The organism is Affinundibacterium fentianense, assembly GCF_018139545.1.
Taxonomy (GTDB): Bacteria; Pseudomonadota; Gammaproteobacteria; order Burkholderiales; family Burkholderiaceae_D; genus Undibacterium; species Undibacterium fentianense.
In genome coordinates this window covers 750,471-766,058 of sequence record NZ_JAGSPJ010000001.1, presented here as the reverse complement: position 1 = coordinate 766,058, position 15,588 = coordinate 750,471, and the positions used below count along the sequence as shown (strand labels likewise).

The 15,588-nt window shown below is 45.1% G+C and carries 14 protein-coding genes; 4 read left to right on the top strand and 10 right to left on the bottom strand.

Annotation, left to right across the window (positions count from 1 at the left end; genetic code table 11):
• Nucleotides 1–57 precede the first annotated feature (57 nt).
• The 8 genes from KDM90_RS03405 to rfbB form a co-directional block, all read right to left on the bottom strand.
• Nucleotides 58–618 carry a sugar transferase gene (locus KDM90_RS03405; RefSeq protein ID WP_212674145.1) on the bottom strand — a complete coding sequence of 187 codons (561 nt, stop codon included), beginning with the start codon at nucleotides 616–618 and terminating at the stop codon, nucleotides 58–60.
• Nucleotides 619–648: 30 nt separating this feature from the next.
• Nucleotides 649–1,608 carry a UDP-glucose 4-epimerase family protein gene (locus tag KDM90_RS03400; protein WP_212674144.1) on the bottom strand — a complete coding sequence of 320 codons (960 nt, stop codon included), beginning with the start codon at nucleotides 1,606–1,608 and terminating at the stop codon, nucleotides 649–651.
• 7 nt (nucleotides 1,609–1,615) lie between these two features.
• Nucleotides 1,616–2,449, bottom strand: a complete 834-nt coding sequence (locus KDM90_RS03395) for a glycosyltransferase (protein WP_212674143.1) — start codon at nucleotides 2,447–2,449, stop codon at nucleotides 1,616–1,618.
• 61 nt (nucleotides 2,450–2,510) lie between these two features.
• Nucleotides 2,511–3,854 carry a flippase gene (locus KDM90_RS03390; protein ID WP_212674142.1) on the bottom strand — a complete coding sequence of 448 codons (1,344 nt, stop codon included), beginning with the start codon at nucleotides 3,852–3,854 and terminating at the stop codon, nucleotides 2,511–2,513.
• Between the two features lies 1 nt (nucleotide 3,855).
• Nucleotides 3,856–4,797, bottom strand: a complete 942-nt coding sequence (rfbD, locus tag KDM90_RS03385; RefSeq protein ID WP_212674141.1) for a dTDP-4-dehydrorhamnose reductase — start codon at nucleotides 4,795–4,797, stop codon at nucleotides 3,856–3,858.
• Nucleotides 4,794–5,351: a dTDP-4-dehydrorhamnose 3,5-epimerase gene (rfbC, locus tag KDM90_RS03380; RefSeq protein ID WP_212674140.1), complete on the bottom strand. Its 558-nt coding sequence runs from the start codon at nucleotides 5,349–5,351 to the stop codon at nucleotides 4,794–4,796. Before rfbC ends, rfbD begins: the two co-directional genes overlap by 4 nt.
• Nucleotides 5,352–5,370: 19 nt before the next feature.
• The gene (rfbA, locus tag KDM90_RS03375; RefSeq protein WP_212674139.1) at nucleotides 5,371–6,261 is read right to left on the bottom strand and encodes a glucose-1-phosphate thymidylyltransferase RfbA; all 891 of its coding nucleotides are present in this window, start codon (nucleotides 6,259–6,261) and stop codon (nucleotides 5,371–5,373) included.
• A 38-nt stretch (nucleotides 6,262–6,299) separates the two neighbouring features.
• On the bottom strand, nucleotides 6,300–7,361 hold the full coding sequence (gene rfbB, locus KDM90_RS03370; RefSeq protein WP_212674489.1) for a dTDP-glucose 4,6-dehydratase: 1,062 nt from the start codon (nucleotides 7,359–7,361) through the stop codon (nucleotides 6,300–6,302).
• 278 nt (nucleotides 7,362–7,639) lie between these two features.
• Here rfbB and grpE point away from each other — a divergent pair, with 278 nt between their 5' ends.
• The 3 genes from grpE (at nucleotide 7,640) to dnaJ (ending at nucleotide 11,649) form a co-directional block, all read left to right on the top strand.
• Nucleotides 7,640–8,218 (top strand): nucleotide exchange factor GrpE, encoded by a 579-nt coding sequence (grpE, locus tag KDM90_RS03365; RefSeq protein WP_212674138.1) that lies wholly within the window; start codon nucleotides 7,640–7,642, stop codon nucleotides 8,216–8,218.
• A 201-nt stretch (nucleotides 8,219–8,419) separates the two neighbouring features.
• Nucleotides 8,420–10,357, top strand: coding sequence for a molecular chaperone DnaK (gene dnaK, locus KDM90_RS03360; RefSeq protein WP_212674137.1), 1,938 nt, complete (start codon nucleotides 8,420–8,422; stop codon nucleotides 10,355–10,357).
• A 170-nt stretch (nucleotides 10,358–10,527) separates the two neighbouring features.
• Nucleotides 10,528–11,649, top strand: coding sequence for a molecular chaperone DnaJ (gene dnaJ, locus KDM90_RS03355; RefSeq protein WP_212674136.1), 1,122 nt, complete (start codon nucleotides 10,528–10,530; stop codon nucleotides 11,647–11,649).
• A gap of 171 nt (nucleotides 11,650–11,820) precedes the next feature.
• On the opposite strand, the gene KDM90_RS03350 is transcribed toward dnaJ, so the two are convergent.
• Entirely contained in the window at nucleotides 11,821–13,443 is a 1,623-nt protein-coding gene (locus KDM90_RS03350) for an electron transfer flavoprotein-ubiquinone oxidoreductase (RefSeq protein ID WP_212674488.1), read from the bottom strand.
• 449 nt (nucleotides 13,444–13,892) lie between these two features.
• Between KDM90_RS03350 and KDM90_RS03345 the strand changes: the two genes are divergently transcribed.
• Nucleotides 13,893–14,669, top strand: coding sequence for an SDR family oxidoreductase (locus KDM90_RS03345; RefSeq protein WP_212674135.1), 777 nt, complete (start codon nucleotides 13,893–13,895; stop codon nucleotides 14,667–14,669).
• Nucleotides 14,670–14,822: 153 nt separating this feature from the next.
• Here the strand turns inward: KDM90_RS03345 and KDM90_RS03340 are convergent, their stop codons facing one another.
• Nucleotides 14,823–15,380 carry a PAS and helix-turn-helix domain-containing protein gene (locus tag KDM90_RS03340; protein WP_212674134.1) on the bottom strand — a complete coding sequence of 186 codons (558 nt, stop codon included), beginning with the start codon at nucleotides 15,378–15,380 and terminating at the stop codon, nucleotides 14,823–14,825.
• Nucleotides 15,381–15,588 lie beyond the last annotated feature (208 nt).

Below are 15,588 nucleotides of genomic sequence, written 5' to 3'. Positions count from 1 at the left end.
TCAGTAGCGGGTGAATCGAATGGAATCGGTCAGAAAACGATGACGCTTGACAGAACACTAGTGCGTGATGCCATCACGTTTGATCACTTTAAAAAATGTCAAAAACAAGATCTTGAAATCCAAGAATAGTGATTGGTTTTGCAAATAATAGCTGTCTAGTTCAACTTTTTGAGGAATGGGCAGTTCGTCACGACCATTGATCTGTGCCCATCCAGTTAATCCGGGAACAATTGTGTGAACTAGTTTTTCGGTACGAAGCGCAATTAAATCTTCTTGATTAAATAGCGCTGGTCGTGGTCCGACGAAGCTCATGTCGCCTTTGATGATACTCCACAATTGGGGGAGTTCGTCTAGGCTAGATTTTCGCAAAAAGGAACCAATCGGCGTCAGATATTGATCGGGGTTGCTTAGTAAGTGGGTCGCGACAGCGGGTGTGTCGATCAACATGGAGCGGAATTTCGGCATTTTAAATAGCTGATTGTTGCGCCCGACACGATCAGACCAATAAATAATCGGGCCTTTTGACGTGAAGCGTACCATCAATGCCACCAATACAAACGGCAAAAATAAAACTACCGAGGCGATAAACGCGATCGTTAAGTCAGTTAGTCGTTTCATCAAGTTAATCTCTCAAATCATTCTTTGTTGTCATTTGTTATTTGTCTGCGCTAAACCACTGGCACTTTCACGCAAACCTTGTTGTACAGAGTAGGGCGGAGACCAATGCAATAGCGTGCACGCCTTACTGCTATCAACACACAAGGATTCACACAAGCGATCCGCAATATTTTTTTTCCCGATCGTCTTCGCCACAAATTGAATCAAGCCCACGGGGAGCGGCAATAGACGTGAAGGCACCTCTAATGCTTTCGCCGCTTCTCGTAAGAGTTCTGTCGTTGATAAATCAGCGCAGTCAGAAATCAGAAATGTTTGGTTAAAAGCGCTTGGATTTTGCACACAGTGTAGTATGAAATCGGCGAGGTTCTTGACGAAAATAAAGCTACGTTGATTATGTATGCTCGCCAATGGTAAAGGAACTTGTTTTTTTACCCATCTGAGCAAACTCAAGAAATTTGCCGCGACGCCATGTCCATACACTAAGGGGGGGCGAATAATTGTGATCGCCATTCCTGTTTTTTGTCCTAGTTCAATCAATGCAGCCTCAGCTTCTTGTTTAGAAATACCGTAAGAATCGCTTGCTTGCGGCGTATCATTCTCTGTAAAAGCTTTACCTGGTTGCGTCATTTCTCCATTGACTTTCACGGAGCTGAGATAGATAAATTGACGCACGCCAGCCGAGGCAGACTGTTCTGCTAAACGCAAAGTTCCATATAAATTGACTTCGCGAAAGGCGTTTAAAGGATTGGCCGCAGTCTCATTCATCACATGGACGCGCGCAGCGCAGTGTATTACGGTGTCGACTTCCTGCAAATAGGGAAGCCAGTTCGTGTCAGCGTCAATGCGCTCGATAATTGGCGTGTCTTTATTCTGACTCGCACTGACACGTCGCACCGGGCAAATGACTACACGACCTTGTGTTTCGGCCATTTGCTGTAAATGCGATCCGACAAAACCTGTGGTTCCGGTAATGAGAATTTTATTCGGCATAGGTGAATTATGAAAGTCGAGAACTGTCTGACTTTATGCCAGATCTTGCAGGTCGCAGGTGTAGATAGCGTCGCAGCAGAAATTTGAGAAAGCTGTGAAAAAACCACATCGCGTGTTGAGAGAAAATATTCCGATTTTTATGTGCCGCGGAATGTATTGCTTTCAGATGGGGATAGTAGTGCACAGCTTCACCATGATAGCGAATAGCGCGATAACAAATATCGACATCTTCAAAATACATAAAATAACTTGGATCAAATCCACCGAGATTTTGATATAGCTTGGGCGTGAATGCGAGGAATGCACCAGATGCCCATTCAACGGGAATATTATCCGATGATGCCGCAATCCGTTCTTTATCGTATGTCTCGCTAAAAGTATGAGTCAATGGAATTTTGATGATAGAACGCAATCCTGGAAAGCGTCTGATATTGTTGTCGGTGATTGCCATCTGTGAATCGCGATATAAATTCAAGGTAGCTAACGCTTGTCCTGTCTCGCGCATATTTTTTGCGAGCGTGAACACGGTCTCTGGTGTGACCGTAATGTCTGGGTTCATCACTAGAAAAAGATCGTTATCTTTGAATCCAGTGTTCGTATGTATTAAGTCGAATAAATAGTTATTGTTTTCGCCAAAGCCTAGTCCGGCATCCGCGTCCGTGTAAAAAACCTGATGAGTTTCGCAATAGGCCTTTAAACTGGCGGAAGGTCGATTGTCTTTAACCCAGATTTTGAGGTGAGGTAATCCTATTGGTGCGTTAGCAGCGTCGAGTAAGCCGCCCAGCGCGCTGCTGATCAACAATTCTTCATGACCATGACTGATAATGGCGACATGGATCATGCAGACAATCTCACGTTAAGAGCTTGTTTAAAATCAGAACATGGGGTCGTCTGCTTCCACATTAAGTTGGTGAACATTCGCGATCCTGCAAAGTTATATTGAGTAGACGTTGTGCAGCAAAGTGGAGTAGTACCCAATCGACTGTGACGCGACAGACCCACGCAAAGGCGGCGCCGATTAAGCCAAAATGTCGAGTTAACAGTACCAACAATCCCATATAGAAAAAAAGTTCAAAAATATGAAAGAGTGCGGTTGTCTTGGTATTTCCCGTTGCATGTAACAAGGTATATGGTACTACAGCAACTCCATTGATGAAGGTGCCGAAGATGAGTATCGCTGTAATCGGAAAAGCTTTTTCTGCAAATTCTGGTGAAATCCACCAAGCGAAGCCAGGATAGGCCAGGATCAAGGTCAAAAGGCATAGACCTGCCATGATTTTTGCCATACGACGTAAATTGGTTGCATACGATAATTGTAAGTCTGTTTTCTTTGCGATGGTCGCAAATACTGGCATCAACGCCCCACAAATTGCGATAGGAATCATGAGCAATCGCATTAAGCCTTCTTGGGGAATGGCATATTCAGATAGTTTATCTGCTCCGACTAAGGCGCTGACAAAAAAACGATCACCGTATACCATCAGCGGGCTCACGATGCCTGTGATGGTGACCCAAAAGCCATAAGAAACTAATTGACGGATTTGCAGTTTGACTTTGCTAAAATTGTGGGTTGCTGCATCGATCGGATGTAATTTCTCAGGAATAAAAAGGTAGTGCTTGAGTTGAATGCATCCGTACAAAACCGTCACCAAGCGAGCTAAAACAAGATAAATGGTGATGCGCCATAAGCTGGAACCATGGATGAAAATTGATAGCGCGGGTAGTATAAACATACAAAATCCAAGGAAGATTTTGTTGATGTTTGATTCTTTGAATTGACCGAGCCCTTCGAGTGCACCACGCATTCCACTTGTCAGCGTTGCCGGAATCACCCCAACGGCGGTAATTTGTAGGGCAAGTTTGGCGTCATGTTGCCATGTGGGTGTGATCTTCAGCCAATCATGTGCAAGCGGGTAGGCAAAACCCATAATTAATAGAAACCCCAAAATTCCCGTGACAGCGGTAAGAATTAAGCCCGCCTTCAAGATTTGATGGATAGCCTGTCTACGTTGTTCGGAAATCGCATCGAACATTGCGGTTTGAAGGCGACTAATTTCGTAGGTTAAGGCCCGCCCAGCGCCAAAATCAAAAAAATTAAAATAGCCGATGAGTGCCCAAATTAAGGTCAAGACGCCAAAGCCTTCAGCGCCCAATGCCTTCAAGGTATAAGGGATGCAGACCGCCGCTGCCAACAAGGGCGAACCACTACCAATCAGATTCCAAATTGTGTTTTTCTTTAGGGACATATTAGATGCTGGAGCCTGATTGTTTCTTCCCAGCGAGATCTTGCATGCAGACCTGTAAGGCTGTACGCCAATCAGGTATCGTAATGCCAAAGTCACGAATGATTTTCGTCTTATCGAGGCGCGAGTTCATTGGTCGTTGCGCTGGCGTCGGATAGGCGGAGCTAGGGATGCCATGAATGTTTGGTCGTGGCATGTCTAATAAGCCCAAGTGCGAAGCACTGTTAACGATTTCTTGGCTAAATTCACACCAGTTGGTAAATCCATCGGGCGTTAAATGATAAATTCCACTATGATTTTGCCACCATGACGCTGCATTGTTGGCGCCTTGCATTTGGAGCCAAATTTGTTTGGTCACATCACTTAAAAATAAAGTGGAGCTCGGGGTACCCCATTGATCATTCACGATATTCAGATCGGTCTTTTCTTTGGCAAGGCGCAGGATAGTCAGCAAGAAATTTTTTCCGAAATCTGAGTAAACCCAACTGGTTCGTAAAATTAAATGCTGGCATCCGGATTCCGTAATTGCTTGTTCACCGGCTAATTTGCTGGCGCCATAGACATTTAATGGTTTGCAACTATCTTGTTCATTGTAGGGTAGCTGTTCACCATTGGCTGTTGCTTTGCTTCCATCAAATACGTAATCAGTGGAAAAGTGAATCAAGCCAATACCCAATTTTTTCGCTTCTTGCGCGAACACTGTTGGCGCCTGCGCATTGACACGAAATGCCGTTTCACGCTCCTTTTCCGCGAGATCGACGGCCGTGTATGCGGCAGGATTGATGATCAAGTCGGGTTTGCATTGTTGGATATAAGGAGCGATTGAAGCCACGTTCGACAAATCCAACTCGTGACGGTTCGGTGTAATCAATTCACACACATCGTTTAATGCTTTGACTAAACTTTGACCGAGCTGTCCGCTTGTTCCTGTCAACAAAATTTTCATGCGAAAACCTCGGCATCAACAAGCAATTTACCTAGTTGATCTTTGCCCGACAAAGCGGGTTGCTCATTGAGGCAAGCATCTAACGGCCAAGTAATGGCCAATGCGGGATCATTCCAGAGCAAGCAGCGCTCATGTTCTGGTGCCCAATAGTCGGTTGTTTTATATAAAAATTCTGCGTACTCGCTAGTGACAATAAAGCCATGCGCAAAGCCAGGGGGTATCCACATTTGTCGTGAATTGCTGGCGGATAACACCGCCGAAGTCCATTTGCCGAAGTTTGGTGAGCTACGACGCACGTCAACTGCGACGTCGAATACTTCACCCGCGATGACACGAACTAACTTGCCTTGAGCCTGCTGAATTTGATAATGTAAGCCACGCAAAACGCCTTTGGCTGAGCGAGAATGATTGTCTTGTACGAATTCGGTATGAATGCCCGTGCAAGCAGCGAAAGTCTTTGCGTTAAAGCTTTCATAAAAAAAACCACGTGCGTCGCCAAAAACTTTTGGTTCTAGGATGACGACTTCAGGCAAGTCGGTTTGAATAATATTCATAGAAAATGTTGGCGAAAATTTAGAAGCTTTTGTGATTTAACAGGCCTAACAGATATTGACCATATTCGTTTTTCTTAAGAGGTTGTGCTAATTCTTCTAATTGTGATGCAGTGATATAGCCTTTGCGAAAAGCAATTTCTTCGGGGCAGGCGACCTTCAAACCCTGACGTTTTTCGATTGTGGCGATAAATTGACCTGCCTCTAATAGGGAGTCATGCGTACCCGTATCTAGCCAAGCCATGCCGCGCCCCATCAGCTCAACCTTGAGTTGTCCTTGCTGAAGATAGACATTATTGACATCGGTAATCTCTAATTCACCGCGGGCTGATGGCTTGATGCTGGCAGCGATGTCACAAATTTGTTGATCATAGAAATACAAACCGGTCACTGCATAGTTTGATTTCGGTTTTAAAGGTTTTTCTTCTATGCTCAATGCCTTGCGTTGGTCATCGAAATCAACGACACCGTAGCGTTCTGGATCTTGCACGTGGTATGCAAAGACCGTCGCCCCGACGAGATTACTATCTGCGCTTCGCAACATGGCTTCAAACTCATGTCCATAGTAGATGTTGTCCCCCAAAATTAAAGCGGATGGGGAGTCACCAACAAATTCTTTTCCAATGATAAAGGCTTGTGCCAAACCGTCTGGCGACGCTTGGACTGCATAACTTAGATTGATGCCCCACTGTGATCCATCGCCAAGAAGTTCCTGAAATCGTGGCGTGTCCTGTGGGGTGGAAATGATTAGGATGTCGCGCATACCCGCCAACATCAAAGAAGTGAGCGGGTAAAAAATCATCGGTTTGTCGTAGATTGGCAATAATTGCTTGGATACGGACTTTGTTACTGGGTACAGGCGGGTGCCAGAACCACCAGCCAAAATGATGCCTTTGCGTCGTGATTGTGTCATTTGAGTCTCTTCTTTTTTTGATTGTGCACGGGTACGGTTTAAGTTTGGTACTGCAAATTTACCCAGTTCTTATAGTCACCTGATAACACTTGTTCCGTCCAAACATCGTTGGAAAGATACCAACCGACAGTTTTTCGTAACCCGGTTTCGAATGATTCCGCTGGCTTCCAGTGAAGTTCTCGTTCAATCTTTCTTGCATCGATCGCATAACGCTTATCATGACCCGGCCTATCTTTGACATGGCGAATTTGGTCACGATAGCTGCCATTTTCTTTTGGTTGCAATTCGTCGAGTAAATCGCAAATGGCATGTACGACATTCAGATTCGTTTTTTCATTCCAGCCGCCAATATTATAAGTTTCACCGGGAATACCCGACTCCAACACACGTCGAATCGCCGCGCAATGATCGCTGACGTAGAGCCAATCGCGCACTTGACTTCCATCTCCATAGATCGGAAGTTCTTTTCCCGCGCGGGCGTTGGTAATGACGAGCGGTATTAGTTTCTCCGGAAAATGCAAGGGCCCATAATTATTTGAACAATTTGTTGTTAAAGTTGGCAAGCCATAAGTGTGATGGTAGGCTCGTACTAGATGGTCTGAGGCTGCCTTAGACGCGGAATAAGGACTATTCGGCGCATAAGCGGTTGTCTCCGTGAAAGGGGGATCATCCGCCTCTAAAGTTCCGTACACTTCGTCTGTCGAAACATGCAAAAAGCGAAACATCGATTTTTTGTCACTGTCTAAATTTTGCCAGTAGGCGCGTACGGTTTCTAGCAGCGCAAATGTGCCGTTGACGTTGGTTTGTATAAACGCAGCTGGACCATGTATGGATCGATCCACATGGCTTTCCGCAGCGAAATGGAGTACGGCCCTAGGTTGATATTCTGATAGTAATTTTTTTAAGGTTTCACTGTCGTTAATGTCAGCGTGGATAAACAGATGTCTCGGATCATTTTTTAAGCTGACGAGGTTATTCAGGTTGCCAGCGTAAGTTAGTTTATCGAGATTAATGACAGATTCTTGAGATTCTGTTAACCAATCTAAGACAAAATTTGCGCCTATGAATCCCGCGCCACCAGTGACTAATATCATGTGAATATCCTAACTTTTATGTGCCAGCACAAGGCTATCTTTCAAAGCCCGCAATTTTACGCCACTTGTCGTCCAAATCGGCAGGGACTTCCGTCTTTTTTACCGATCAAAGAGAGGTGCATTATCTCTTGATCTGATGCCCTAAGATGTTGTTATTTAATAAAATGTCATACAACAGTAGGTCGAATTTCAAAAAAAGCCAAAAAATTTACGGTGTGACACTTGAATTAGCGAATACCCACCTCATTTAAAGGGGCAATAGTTGATTTTTATGGAGATTGTTAATGCAAGAGCAAGATAAACCAGTCGAAAATACTGAAACAATAGCAACTTCGATTGACGTTGAGGCATTGCAGGCCGCCGCTGCGCAAAATCAGGTTGGCCCAGAGTCTATCGTTGAGCCAGGTGTTTCTGCAGAAACTTTGGCGCAATTAGAGTCCAAAGTGTTGGAGTTGCAAGATGCATTTATGCGTGCCAAGGCTGAAGGTGAAAATATCCGTCGGCGCGCCCAAGAAGACATTTCTAAAGCACATAAATTTGCGATCGAAAGTTTCGCCGAGTCTTTGGTGCCTGTAAAAGACAGCTTGGAAATGGGTTTGAAAGTTGAAACCCAAACGGTCGAATCGATCAAAGAAGGCGTGGAAATGACGTTGAAGCAATTAAATGCTGCCTTTGAAAAAAATCGTTTGATAGAAATTAATCCCCAGCAAGGTGAAAAACTGGATCCATCTAAGCATCAAGCCGTTTCGATGGTGCCAGCGGAACAAGAGGCAAACACGATTGTGACAGTCTTGCAAAAAGGATACATGATTGCTGATCGTCTTTTGCGTCCAGCACTCGTCACGGTTGCACAAGCAAAATAAAAAAACTGTTTACTGAACGAGAACGCGATAAAAGCCTTAGAAACATGAGAAAAATCGCATAAAAATTCAAAAAAATGCGAAAAGTATCTTGAAAAGCGGCTTTTTTGCCATACATCAGACACAGAAGAGCGCAATTTGATGTTTTCTCAAAATGTAGCTCGCCAAGTTCAAAAATATAATTTTTAAGGATAGGGAAATATCATGGGAAAAATGATCGGTATTGATTTGGGTACAACCAACTCTTGCGTCGCTGTAATGGAAGGCGGCCAGCCAAAAGTGATCGAAAATGCAGAAGGTGCGCGTACCACGCCATCCATTATTGCGTATCAAGAAGATGGCGAAATCTTGGTTGGTGCATCAGCAAAACGCCAAGCTGTGACGAATCCAAAAAACACTTTGTATGCGGTAAAACGTTTGATTGGCCGTAAGTTCGATGAAAAAGAAGTACAAAAAGACATCGGCTTGATGCCATACAGCATTTCTAAAGCAGACAACGGTGATGCATGGGTTTCCGTGCGTGACAAGAAATTGGCGCCACCACAAATCTCTGCAGAAGTGTTGCGTAAGATGAAAAAGACCGCTGAGGACTACCTCGGTGAAGAAGTGACAGAAGCGGTGATTACCGTTCCTGCTTACTTTAACGATGCACAACGTCAAGCAACCAAAGATGCAGGTCGTATCGCTGGTTTGGATGTCAAACGTATTATCAACGAACCAACTGCAGCAGCGTTGGCGTTTGGTTTGGATAAAAAAGAAAAAGGCGATCGCAAGATTGCTGTGTATGACCTGGGTGGTGGTACGTTCGACGTTTCCATTATCGAAATCGCTGACGTTGATGGCGAAATGCAATTCGAAGTATTGTCGACTAACGGTGATACTTTCTTGGGCGGTGAAGACTTCGACCAACGCGTGATCGACTACATCATTGACGAGTTCAAGAAAATCAATGGTTTGGACTTGTCTAAAGATCCTATCGCGTTGCAACGTATTAAAGCATCTGCAGAACGCGCGAAGATCGAATTGTCTAGCTCACAGCAAACAGAAATCAATGAGCCATATATCGCGATGGCAAACGGCGCACCTGTGCATTTGAACTTGAAAATCACTCGCGCTAAGTTGGAAGCTTTGGTTGAAGAGTTGATTCAAAAAACGATCGAGCCATGCCGTTTGGCGATCAAGGATGCAGGCGTAAAAACCTCTGACATCGATGATGTGATCTTGGTTGGTGGTATGACTCGTATGCCGAAAGTGCAAGAACTGGTCAAAGAATACTTCGGTAAAGAACCACGTAAAGACGTGAATCCTGATGAAGCGGTTGCGGTTGGTGCTGCGATTCAAGGTTCTGTCTTGTCTGGCGACCGTAAAGACGTGTTGTTGTTGGACGTTACACCATTGTCTTTGGGTATCGAGACTTTGGGCGGCGTGATGACCAAGATGATTCAAAAGAACACAACGATTCCAACCAAGTTCAGCCAAGTGTTCTCGACTGCGGATGACAATCAACCTGCGGTAACGATCAAAGTGTTCCAAGGTGAACGCGAAATCGCTGCACGTAATAAAGGCTTGGGCGAATTCAATTTGGAAGGTATTCCACCAGCAGCACGCGGTACACCACAAATTGAAGTGACTTTCGATATCGATGCGAACGGTATTTTGCACGTTGGCGCGAAAGACAAAGCAACTGGTAAAGAGAACAAAATCACTATTAAGGCAAACTCTGGTTTGACTGAAGAAGAAATTCAAAAAATGGTGAAAGATGCTGAATTGAATGCGGAAGAAGACAAAAAAGTCAAAGAATTGGCTGAGTCTCGCAATCAAGGCGACGCATTGGTTCACTCAACCAAGAAAGCCTTGGCCGAACACGGCGATAAGTTAGAAGCTGGCGAAAAAGAGAAAATCGAAGCAGCAATCAAAGAGTTAGAAGATGTCTTGAAATCAGGCGACAAAGCAGAGATCGATACCAAGCTCGGTAATTTGTCGACAGTATCGCAAAAGTTGGGTGAGAAAGTGTATGCAGACATGCAAGCACAACAAGCTGCGGCTGGTGGCGCAGCAGGTGCGGCACCTGGTGCAGATGCGAAACCACAAGATGACGACGTCGTGGATGCTGATTTTAAAGAAGTGAAAGACAGCAAGTAATCTTGCGGAAAGTAAGTCAAAACCTCTAAACACAGAGGCTCAGAGACACAGAGGTTCACAGAGAAAAACAGACGCTTTAATTGTTTTTCTTTGTGCCTCTGTGTCTCTGTGTTGAGAGGTTTAGAAGCTTGATAAACGCAATACTCTAATGAAAACAAGGTGTAATCGAGATGGCGAAGCGTGATTTTTACGAAATTCTGGGCGTTGCAAAAAATGCCTCAGATGATGAAATCAAAAAGGCTTATCGCAAGCTGGCGATGAAATATCATCCGGATCGGAATCCGGACAGCAAAACTGCGGAAGACAAATTTAAAGAAGCAAAAGAAGCTTATGAAATGCTGTCTGATCCGCAAAAACGCGAAGCTTATGACCGCTATGGTCACGCTGGTGTCGATCCTAATATGGGCGGCGGTGGAGGCGGTCACGGTGCTGGATTTGCTGATGCATTCGGCGACATTTTTGGCGACATTTTTGGCGGTGGTCGTGGTCGTAGCTCTGGTCCACAGGTGTATCGTGGTGCCGACTTACGCTACAACCTAGAAATTACCTTGGAGCAGGCTGCCAACGGTTTTGATACGACGATACGCGTACCAAGCTATGACGAGTGCGAAACTTGTCATGGTTCAGGCGCCAAGCCAGGTACATCACCTGTCACTTGTACGACTTGTGCTGGTCATGGACAAGTGCGTATGCAACAAGGTCTGTTTAGTATTCAACAAACTTGTCCTAAGTGTCATGGTACCGGCAAGATGATTACCGACCCATGTCATCCATGTAATGGTACAGGTCGCATTAAGCGTAACAAGACTTTGGAAGTGAAGATTCCTGCTGGTATCGATAACGGCATGCGGATTCGCTCTTCAGGTAATGGTGAACCCGGCATTAACGGCGGTCCACCAGGTGATTTGTATGTTGAGATTCATATCAAACCACATCAGGTTTTCCAGCGTGAAGGCGATGATTTGCATTGCGAAATTCCGATTTCCTTTGTCAAAGCAGCTCTGGGTGGCGACATCGAAGTGCCAACCTTGAGTGGTAAGGCGACATTCACGATCCCTGAAGGTACGCAATCAGGCAAAACTTTCCGCTTGCGTAGTAAAGGTGTCAAAGGCGTACGTTCTGGTTACGCTGGCGATTTGTTCTGCCACGTTGTCATTGAAACGCCAGTGAAACTAACTGAAAAACAGAAGGAATTGTTGCGTAATTTCGAACAATTGACGACTGAAGGTGGTTCGAAGCATAGTCCACAAAGCAAATCGTGGATGGATAAAGTAAAGAAGTTTTTTGAGTAGGTCGAATCGTCTGATAAGTTGGATTGACGATATAGACAAATCATGAAAAAGCCCCAAAAGTCAGAACAGACTTTTGGGGCTTTTTGATTTTTGTGGTGAGCTTTTATTCGTAGTCGACAAGTGCATGTCATTTTTTTGCGCGCACCTCATCTTCCGGAAGCAAAGGCGTGGTTACATACTCGGATAGTTTGGACCGCCACCGCCTTCAGGCGTAACCCATACAATGTTTTGAGTTGGGTCTTTAATATCGCAAGTTTTGCAATGGACGCAGTTTTGTGCATTAATTTGCAGACGATCTGTTCCCTCTTCAGTCTTTACAAATTCGTACACACCCGCTGGACAATAGCGGCTTTCCGGTCCAGCATATTTCGCGAGATTAATATTGACGGGGACACTTGCATCTTTCAATGTAAGATGAATCGGCTGGTCTTCCGCATGATTGGTGTTGGAAATAAATACAGACGACAAACGATCAAATGTTAGTTTTCCATCTGGTTTTGGATAGTGAATTGGCGTGAATTCTGCAGCTGGACGTAAACAGGCGTGGTCAGGCTTAGAATGGCGTAAAGTCCAAGGCGCTTTGCCGCGTAGAAGCACTTGGTCGAGCCACACCAGAGGTGAACCCAACGCGCCTTTCTTGAGCAAATTTTTGACGTTGCGCGCAATATGTAGCTCTTCATGTAACCATGACGCTTCAAATGCACTTGCGTAAGCGCTTAGTTCATCATGCTGACGACCAGAGCCCAATGCGTCAAAGGCAGCTTCGGCTGCCAACATACCAGTTTTAATGGCGGCGTGACTGCCTTTAATTCGACTCATATTGAGGAAACCGGCGTCACAACCGATCAATGCACCACCAGGAAAACTTAATTTGGGCAAAGATTGTAAACCACCGGCGGTGATTGCACGGGCTCCGTAAGAAATTCGTTTTGCGCCATCAAAGTAGCCGCGAATACTTGGGTGGGTCTTGAAACGTTGAAATTCTTCGAACGGTGAAATATAAGGGTTTTCATAGGCGAGTCCGACTACATATCCGACCGCGACTTGATTGTTTTCTAAATGATAGAGAAAAGAACCCGCATATTCGCTCATCATCGGCCAACCTGTTGTATGAACAACCAAGCCTTCCTGATGCTTGGAGGGATCAATTTCCCAAAGTTCTTTGATGCCAATTCCGTAGGATTGCGGATCTTTACCTTTGTCCAGATCAAATTTTGCGATCATCTGTTTCCCCAAATGACCGCGGGCACCTTCAGCAAACAAGGTGTATTTGGCATGCAATTCCATTCCGATCTGGAAAGAGGATGAGGCTTTTCCTTCCCGATCGACGCCCATATTGCCGGTCGCAACGCCTTTTACTGAGCCATCCTCATTGAACAGTACCTCGGCAGCTGTAAATCCTGGGAATACTTCAACGCCGAGTGCTTCAGCTTGTTGGGCAAGCCAACGTGTGACATTACCGAGCGAGACAATGTAATTGCCTTCATTGTGAAAGCACTTCGGAACCAGCCAATTTGGGGTTTTGAATGCTTTGTTCTCAGTCAAAACAAAAATTCTGTCTTCCGAGACAGCCGTGTTCAATGGTGCACCCAATTCTTTCCAGTTCGGGAATAACTCGGTCAGTGCTTTCGGATCCATGATCGCGCCGGAGAGGATATGGGCACCAGGTTCACCGCCTTTTTCGAGCACAACGACCGATACTTCCTTGCCACTTGACGCGGCTAATTGCTTCAGCTTGATTGCAGCGGACAATCCAGCTGGACCACCACCAACGATGACAACGTCATATTCCATCGCGTCGCGTGGACCGTATTCTTCTAATAATTGCTGCGAAAGTTGTTGAGATGTAGGCATGATAGTATGAGCTTTCCAAATTGAAGGCAGTCGCTAGATTGAATCGATGCACGATCTTATGAGCACTCATTCAAATCCGCAAGATGATCGACTAGTGGTGAATTTCTAATGCGCGATTCTTGTTGTATTTTGAGTTCGCTTGTCAGCCAGAATTATCCCAGATTTTTTCAAATTTGCCTTTTATATCATCATGAATGCGCTGTATTTGTCTTCAAATAGAACGTTTCCTCAGAAATAAAACGCGGTTTTCATGCGATTTGACAATCTATGCTCTTACCTAGGCAACTTGAATGCAGGTATGATGCGGTCAAGCATAATTGAATCAGTAAAACCCGAGAAGGTCTGTTGATCAAACTCGTATTGTGTACGAACTTCGTTGGAGATAAAAGATGGGAATTGAAGTGAATTTTGAAGGCAAGGTGGCCTTAATTACGGGGGCATCAAGTGGTTTGGGGGCTCGTTTTGCTAAGGTACTCGCGATGGCGGGTGCGCAAGTTGTACTTGCTTCGCGTCGGACCGAGCGCCTGAAGGAATTGCGCGCTGAAATCGAGGCTGATGGGGGCGCCGCTCACGTTGTTTCTCTCGATGTGACTGACTACGCGAGCATTAAATCAGCGATCGCTCATGCTGAAACGGAGGCGGGTCCGATTGATATTTTGATTAATAATTCTGGCGTTTCAACCCAACAAAAGTTAGTTGATGTGTCACCGGAGGATTACGCCTTTGTGATGGACACGAATCAGCGCGGCGCTTTTTTTGTGGCACAAGAAACGGCGAAGCGGATGATTACACGCTATAAAGGTGATCATAAGAAGCAACACCGCATTATCAATATTGCTTCGGTTGCAGGGATGCGAGTGATTCCGCAATTGGGTATTTATTGTATGAGTAAGGCCGCGGTGATTCAGATGACCAAAGCGATGGCAGTCGAATGGGGTAAGTTTGGAATTAATGTGAATGCGATTTGTCCGGGTTATATTGAAACCGAGATTAACGCGGATCATTTCCGTACTGAACATGGTCAAAAATTGATCGATATGTTGCCACGCAAACGTGTCGGAACACCTGAAGATCTTGATGGACTCTTGCTATTACTGGCGGCGGAAGAATCGCGCTTTATTAATGGCGCAATTGTCTCTGCGGATGATGGATTGAGCGCTTCATAATTTATTTGTGTATTGCAAGCTGCTCGTTTTTACTTTGAATCAAATGATGTAAGACCGAATGCCCGAATTGAATTATTCGGGCATTTTTTTAACCAAACGTGACAGAGACCAGTGCTTTCGCAAGCTTTCGTTTTGCAGATAAATTTACTGGGCTTAGGAGAGTCTTAGTAGTTTATTTATTAAGTCACTCGAACTTGTCGCATTCAACTTCTTCATTAGTTTTCCCCTGTGCATTTCGACGGTGCGTGGGCTGAGCTGCAAATTGCGTGCGATTAATTTACTGGTTTGGCCCTCGGCAATCAATGCAGCAATTTCGCGTTCACGTGTCGACAATTCTTGGGACACTTGACGCTTTGCACTTAAGTCATCAAAAGTCCAAATTCCCGCAGCGTGCACGTCTTCCGCATTCAACGCTCGACCCGAGACGTGACACCAAAATAATTCTTGATTGGCACGTTTCATAATGCGTTCATCAGAATAACTACCCTTGGTATTCATAATCGGGACGATGCGTGCGCCGGTTCTCTCAAATTCATCATTACTTGGATATAAGACGAGGAATGACTGACCGATCAATGCCTCTTGTGTATAACCAAACATGCGCGCCAAGGCCAAATTGCATGCCGTGATACAACGATTTTGCGACACGCACATGCCGATCGGTGCCAAGTGAAAAATGTTGGCGTAGTCGATGGGGAGTGCTGGTGGCATAGTGGGCTGGTGGGCTTGAGTTGATCGGGTCGATTTTGCGCTGCTTAGAATACAATGAAGTACGGTGATTGGCGAGTGATTGCACGGAAAAAGCAAATTTCAGTCGTTTAAATGTGCTGATATGCAAAATCATTGTGCGGAATGAGGGTAGTAGTTCTACGGTATTGCAATGTATTGAATTGCCCTCTATCCTTAATTTTTTTGGGAT

What these genes read in the sequence shown, in the direction of transcription:
- KDM90_RS03405 (WP_212674145.1), bottom strand. Translation starts at nt 618, where the DNA reads ATGAAACGACTAACTGACTTAACGATCGCGTTTATCGCCTCGGTAGTT.
- KDM90_RS03400 (WP_212674144.1), bottom strand. Translation starts at nt 1,608, where the DNA reads ATGCCGAATAAAATTCTCATTACCGGAACCACAGGTTTTGTCGGATCG.
- KDM90_RS03395 (WP_212674143.1), bottom strand. Translation starts at nt 2,449, where the DNA reads ATGATCCATGTCGCCATTATCAGTCATGGTCATGAAGAATTGTTGATC.
- KDM90_RS03390 (WP_212674142.1), bottom strand. Translation starts at nt 3,854, where the DNA reads ATGTCCCTAAAGAAAAACACAATTTGGAATCTGATTGGTAGTGGTTCG.
- rfbD (WP_212674141.1), bottom strand. Translation starts at nt 4,797, where the DNA reads ATGAAAATTTTGTTGACAGGAACAAGCGGACAGCTCGGTCAAAGTTTA.
- rfbC (WP_212674140.1), bottom strand. Translation starts at nt 5,351, where the DNA reads ATGAATATTATTCAAACCGACTTGCCTGAAGTCGTCATCCTAGAACCA.
- rfbA (WP_212674139.1), bottom strand. Translation starts at nt 6,261, where the DNA reads ATGACACAATCACGACGCAAAGGCATCATTTTGGCTGGTGGTTCTGGC.
- grpE (WP_212674138.1), top strand. Translation starts at nt 7,640, where the DNA reads ATGCAAGAGCAAGATAAACCAGTCGAAAATACTGAAACAATAGCAACT.
- dnaK (WP_212674137.1), top strand. Translation starts at nt 8,420, where the DNA reads ATGGGAAAAATGATCGGTATTGATTTGGGTACAACCAACTCTTGCGTC.
- dnaJ (WP_212674136.1), top strand. Translation starts at nt 10,528, where the DNA reads ATGGCGAAGCGTGATTTTTACGAAATTCTGGGCGTTGCAAAAAATGCC.
- KDM90_RS03350 (WP_212674488.1), bottom strand. Translation starts at nt 13,443, where the DNA reads ATGGAATATGACGTTGTCATCGTTGGTGGTGGTCCAGCTGGATTGTCC.
- KDM90_RS03345 (WP_212674135.1), top strand. Translation starts at nt 13,893, where the DNA reads ATGGGAATTGAAGTGAATTTTGAAGGCAAGGTGGCCTTAATTACGGGG.
- KDM90_RS03340 (WP_212674134.1), bottom strand. Translation starts at nt 15,380, where the DNA reads ATGCCACCAGCACTCCCCATCGACTACGCCAACATTTTTCACTTGGCA.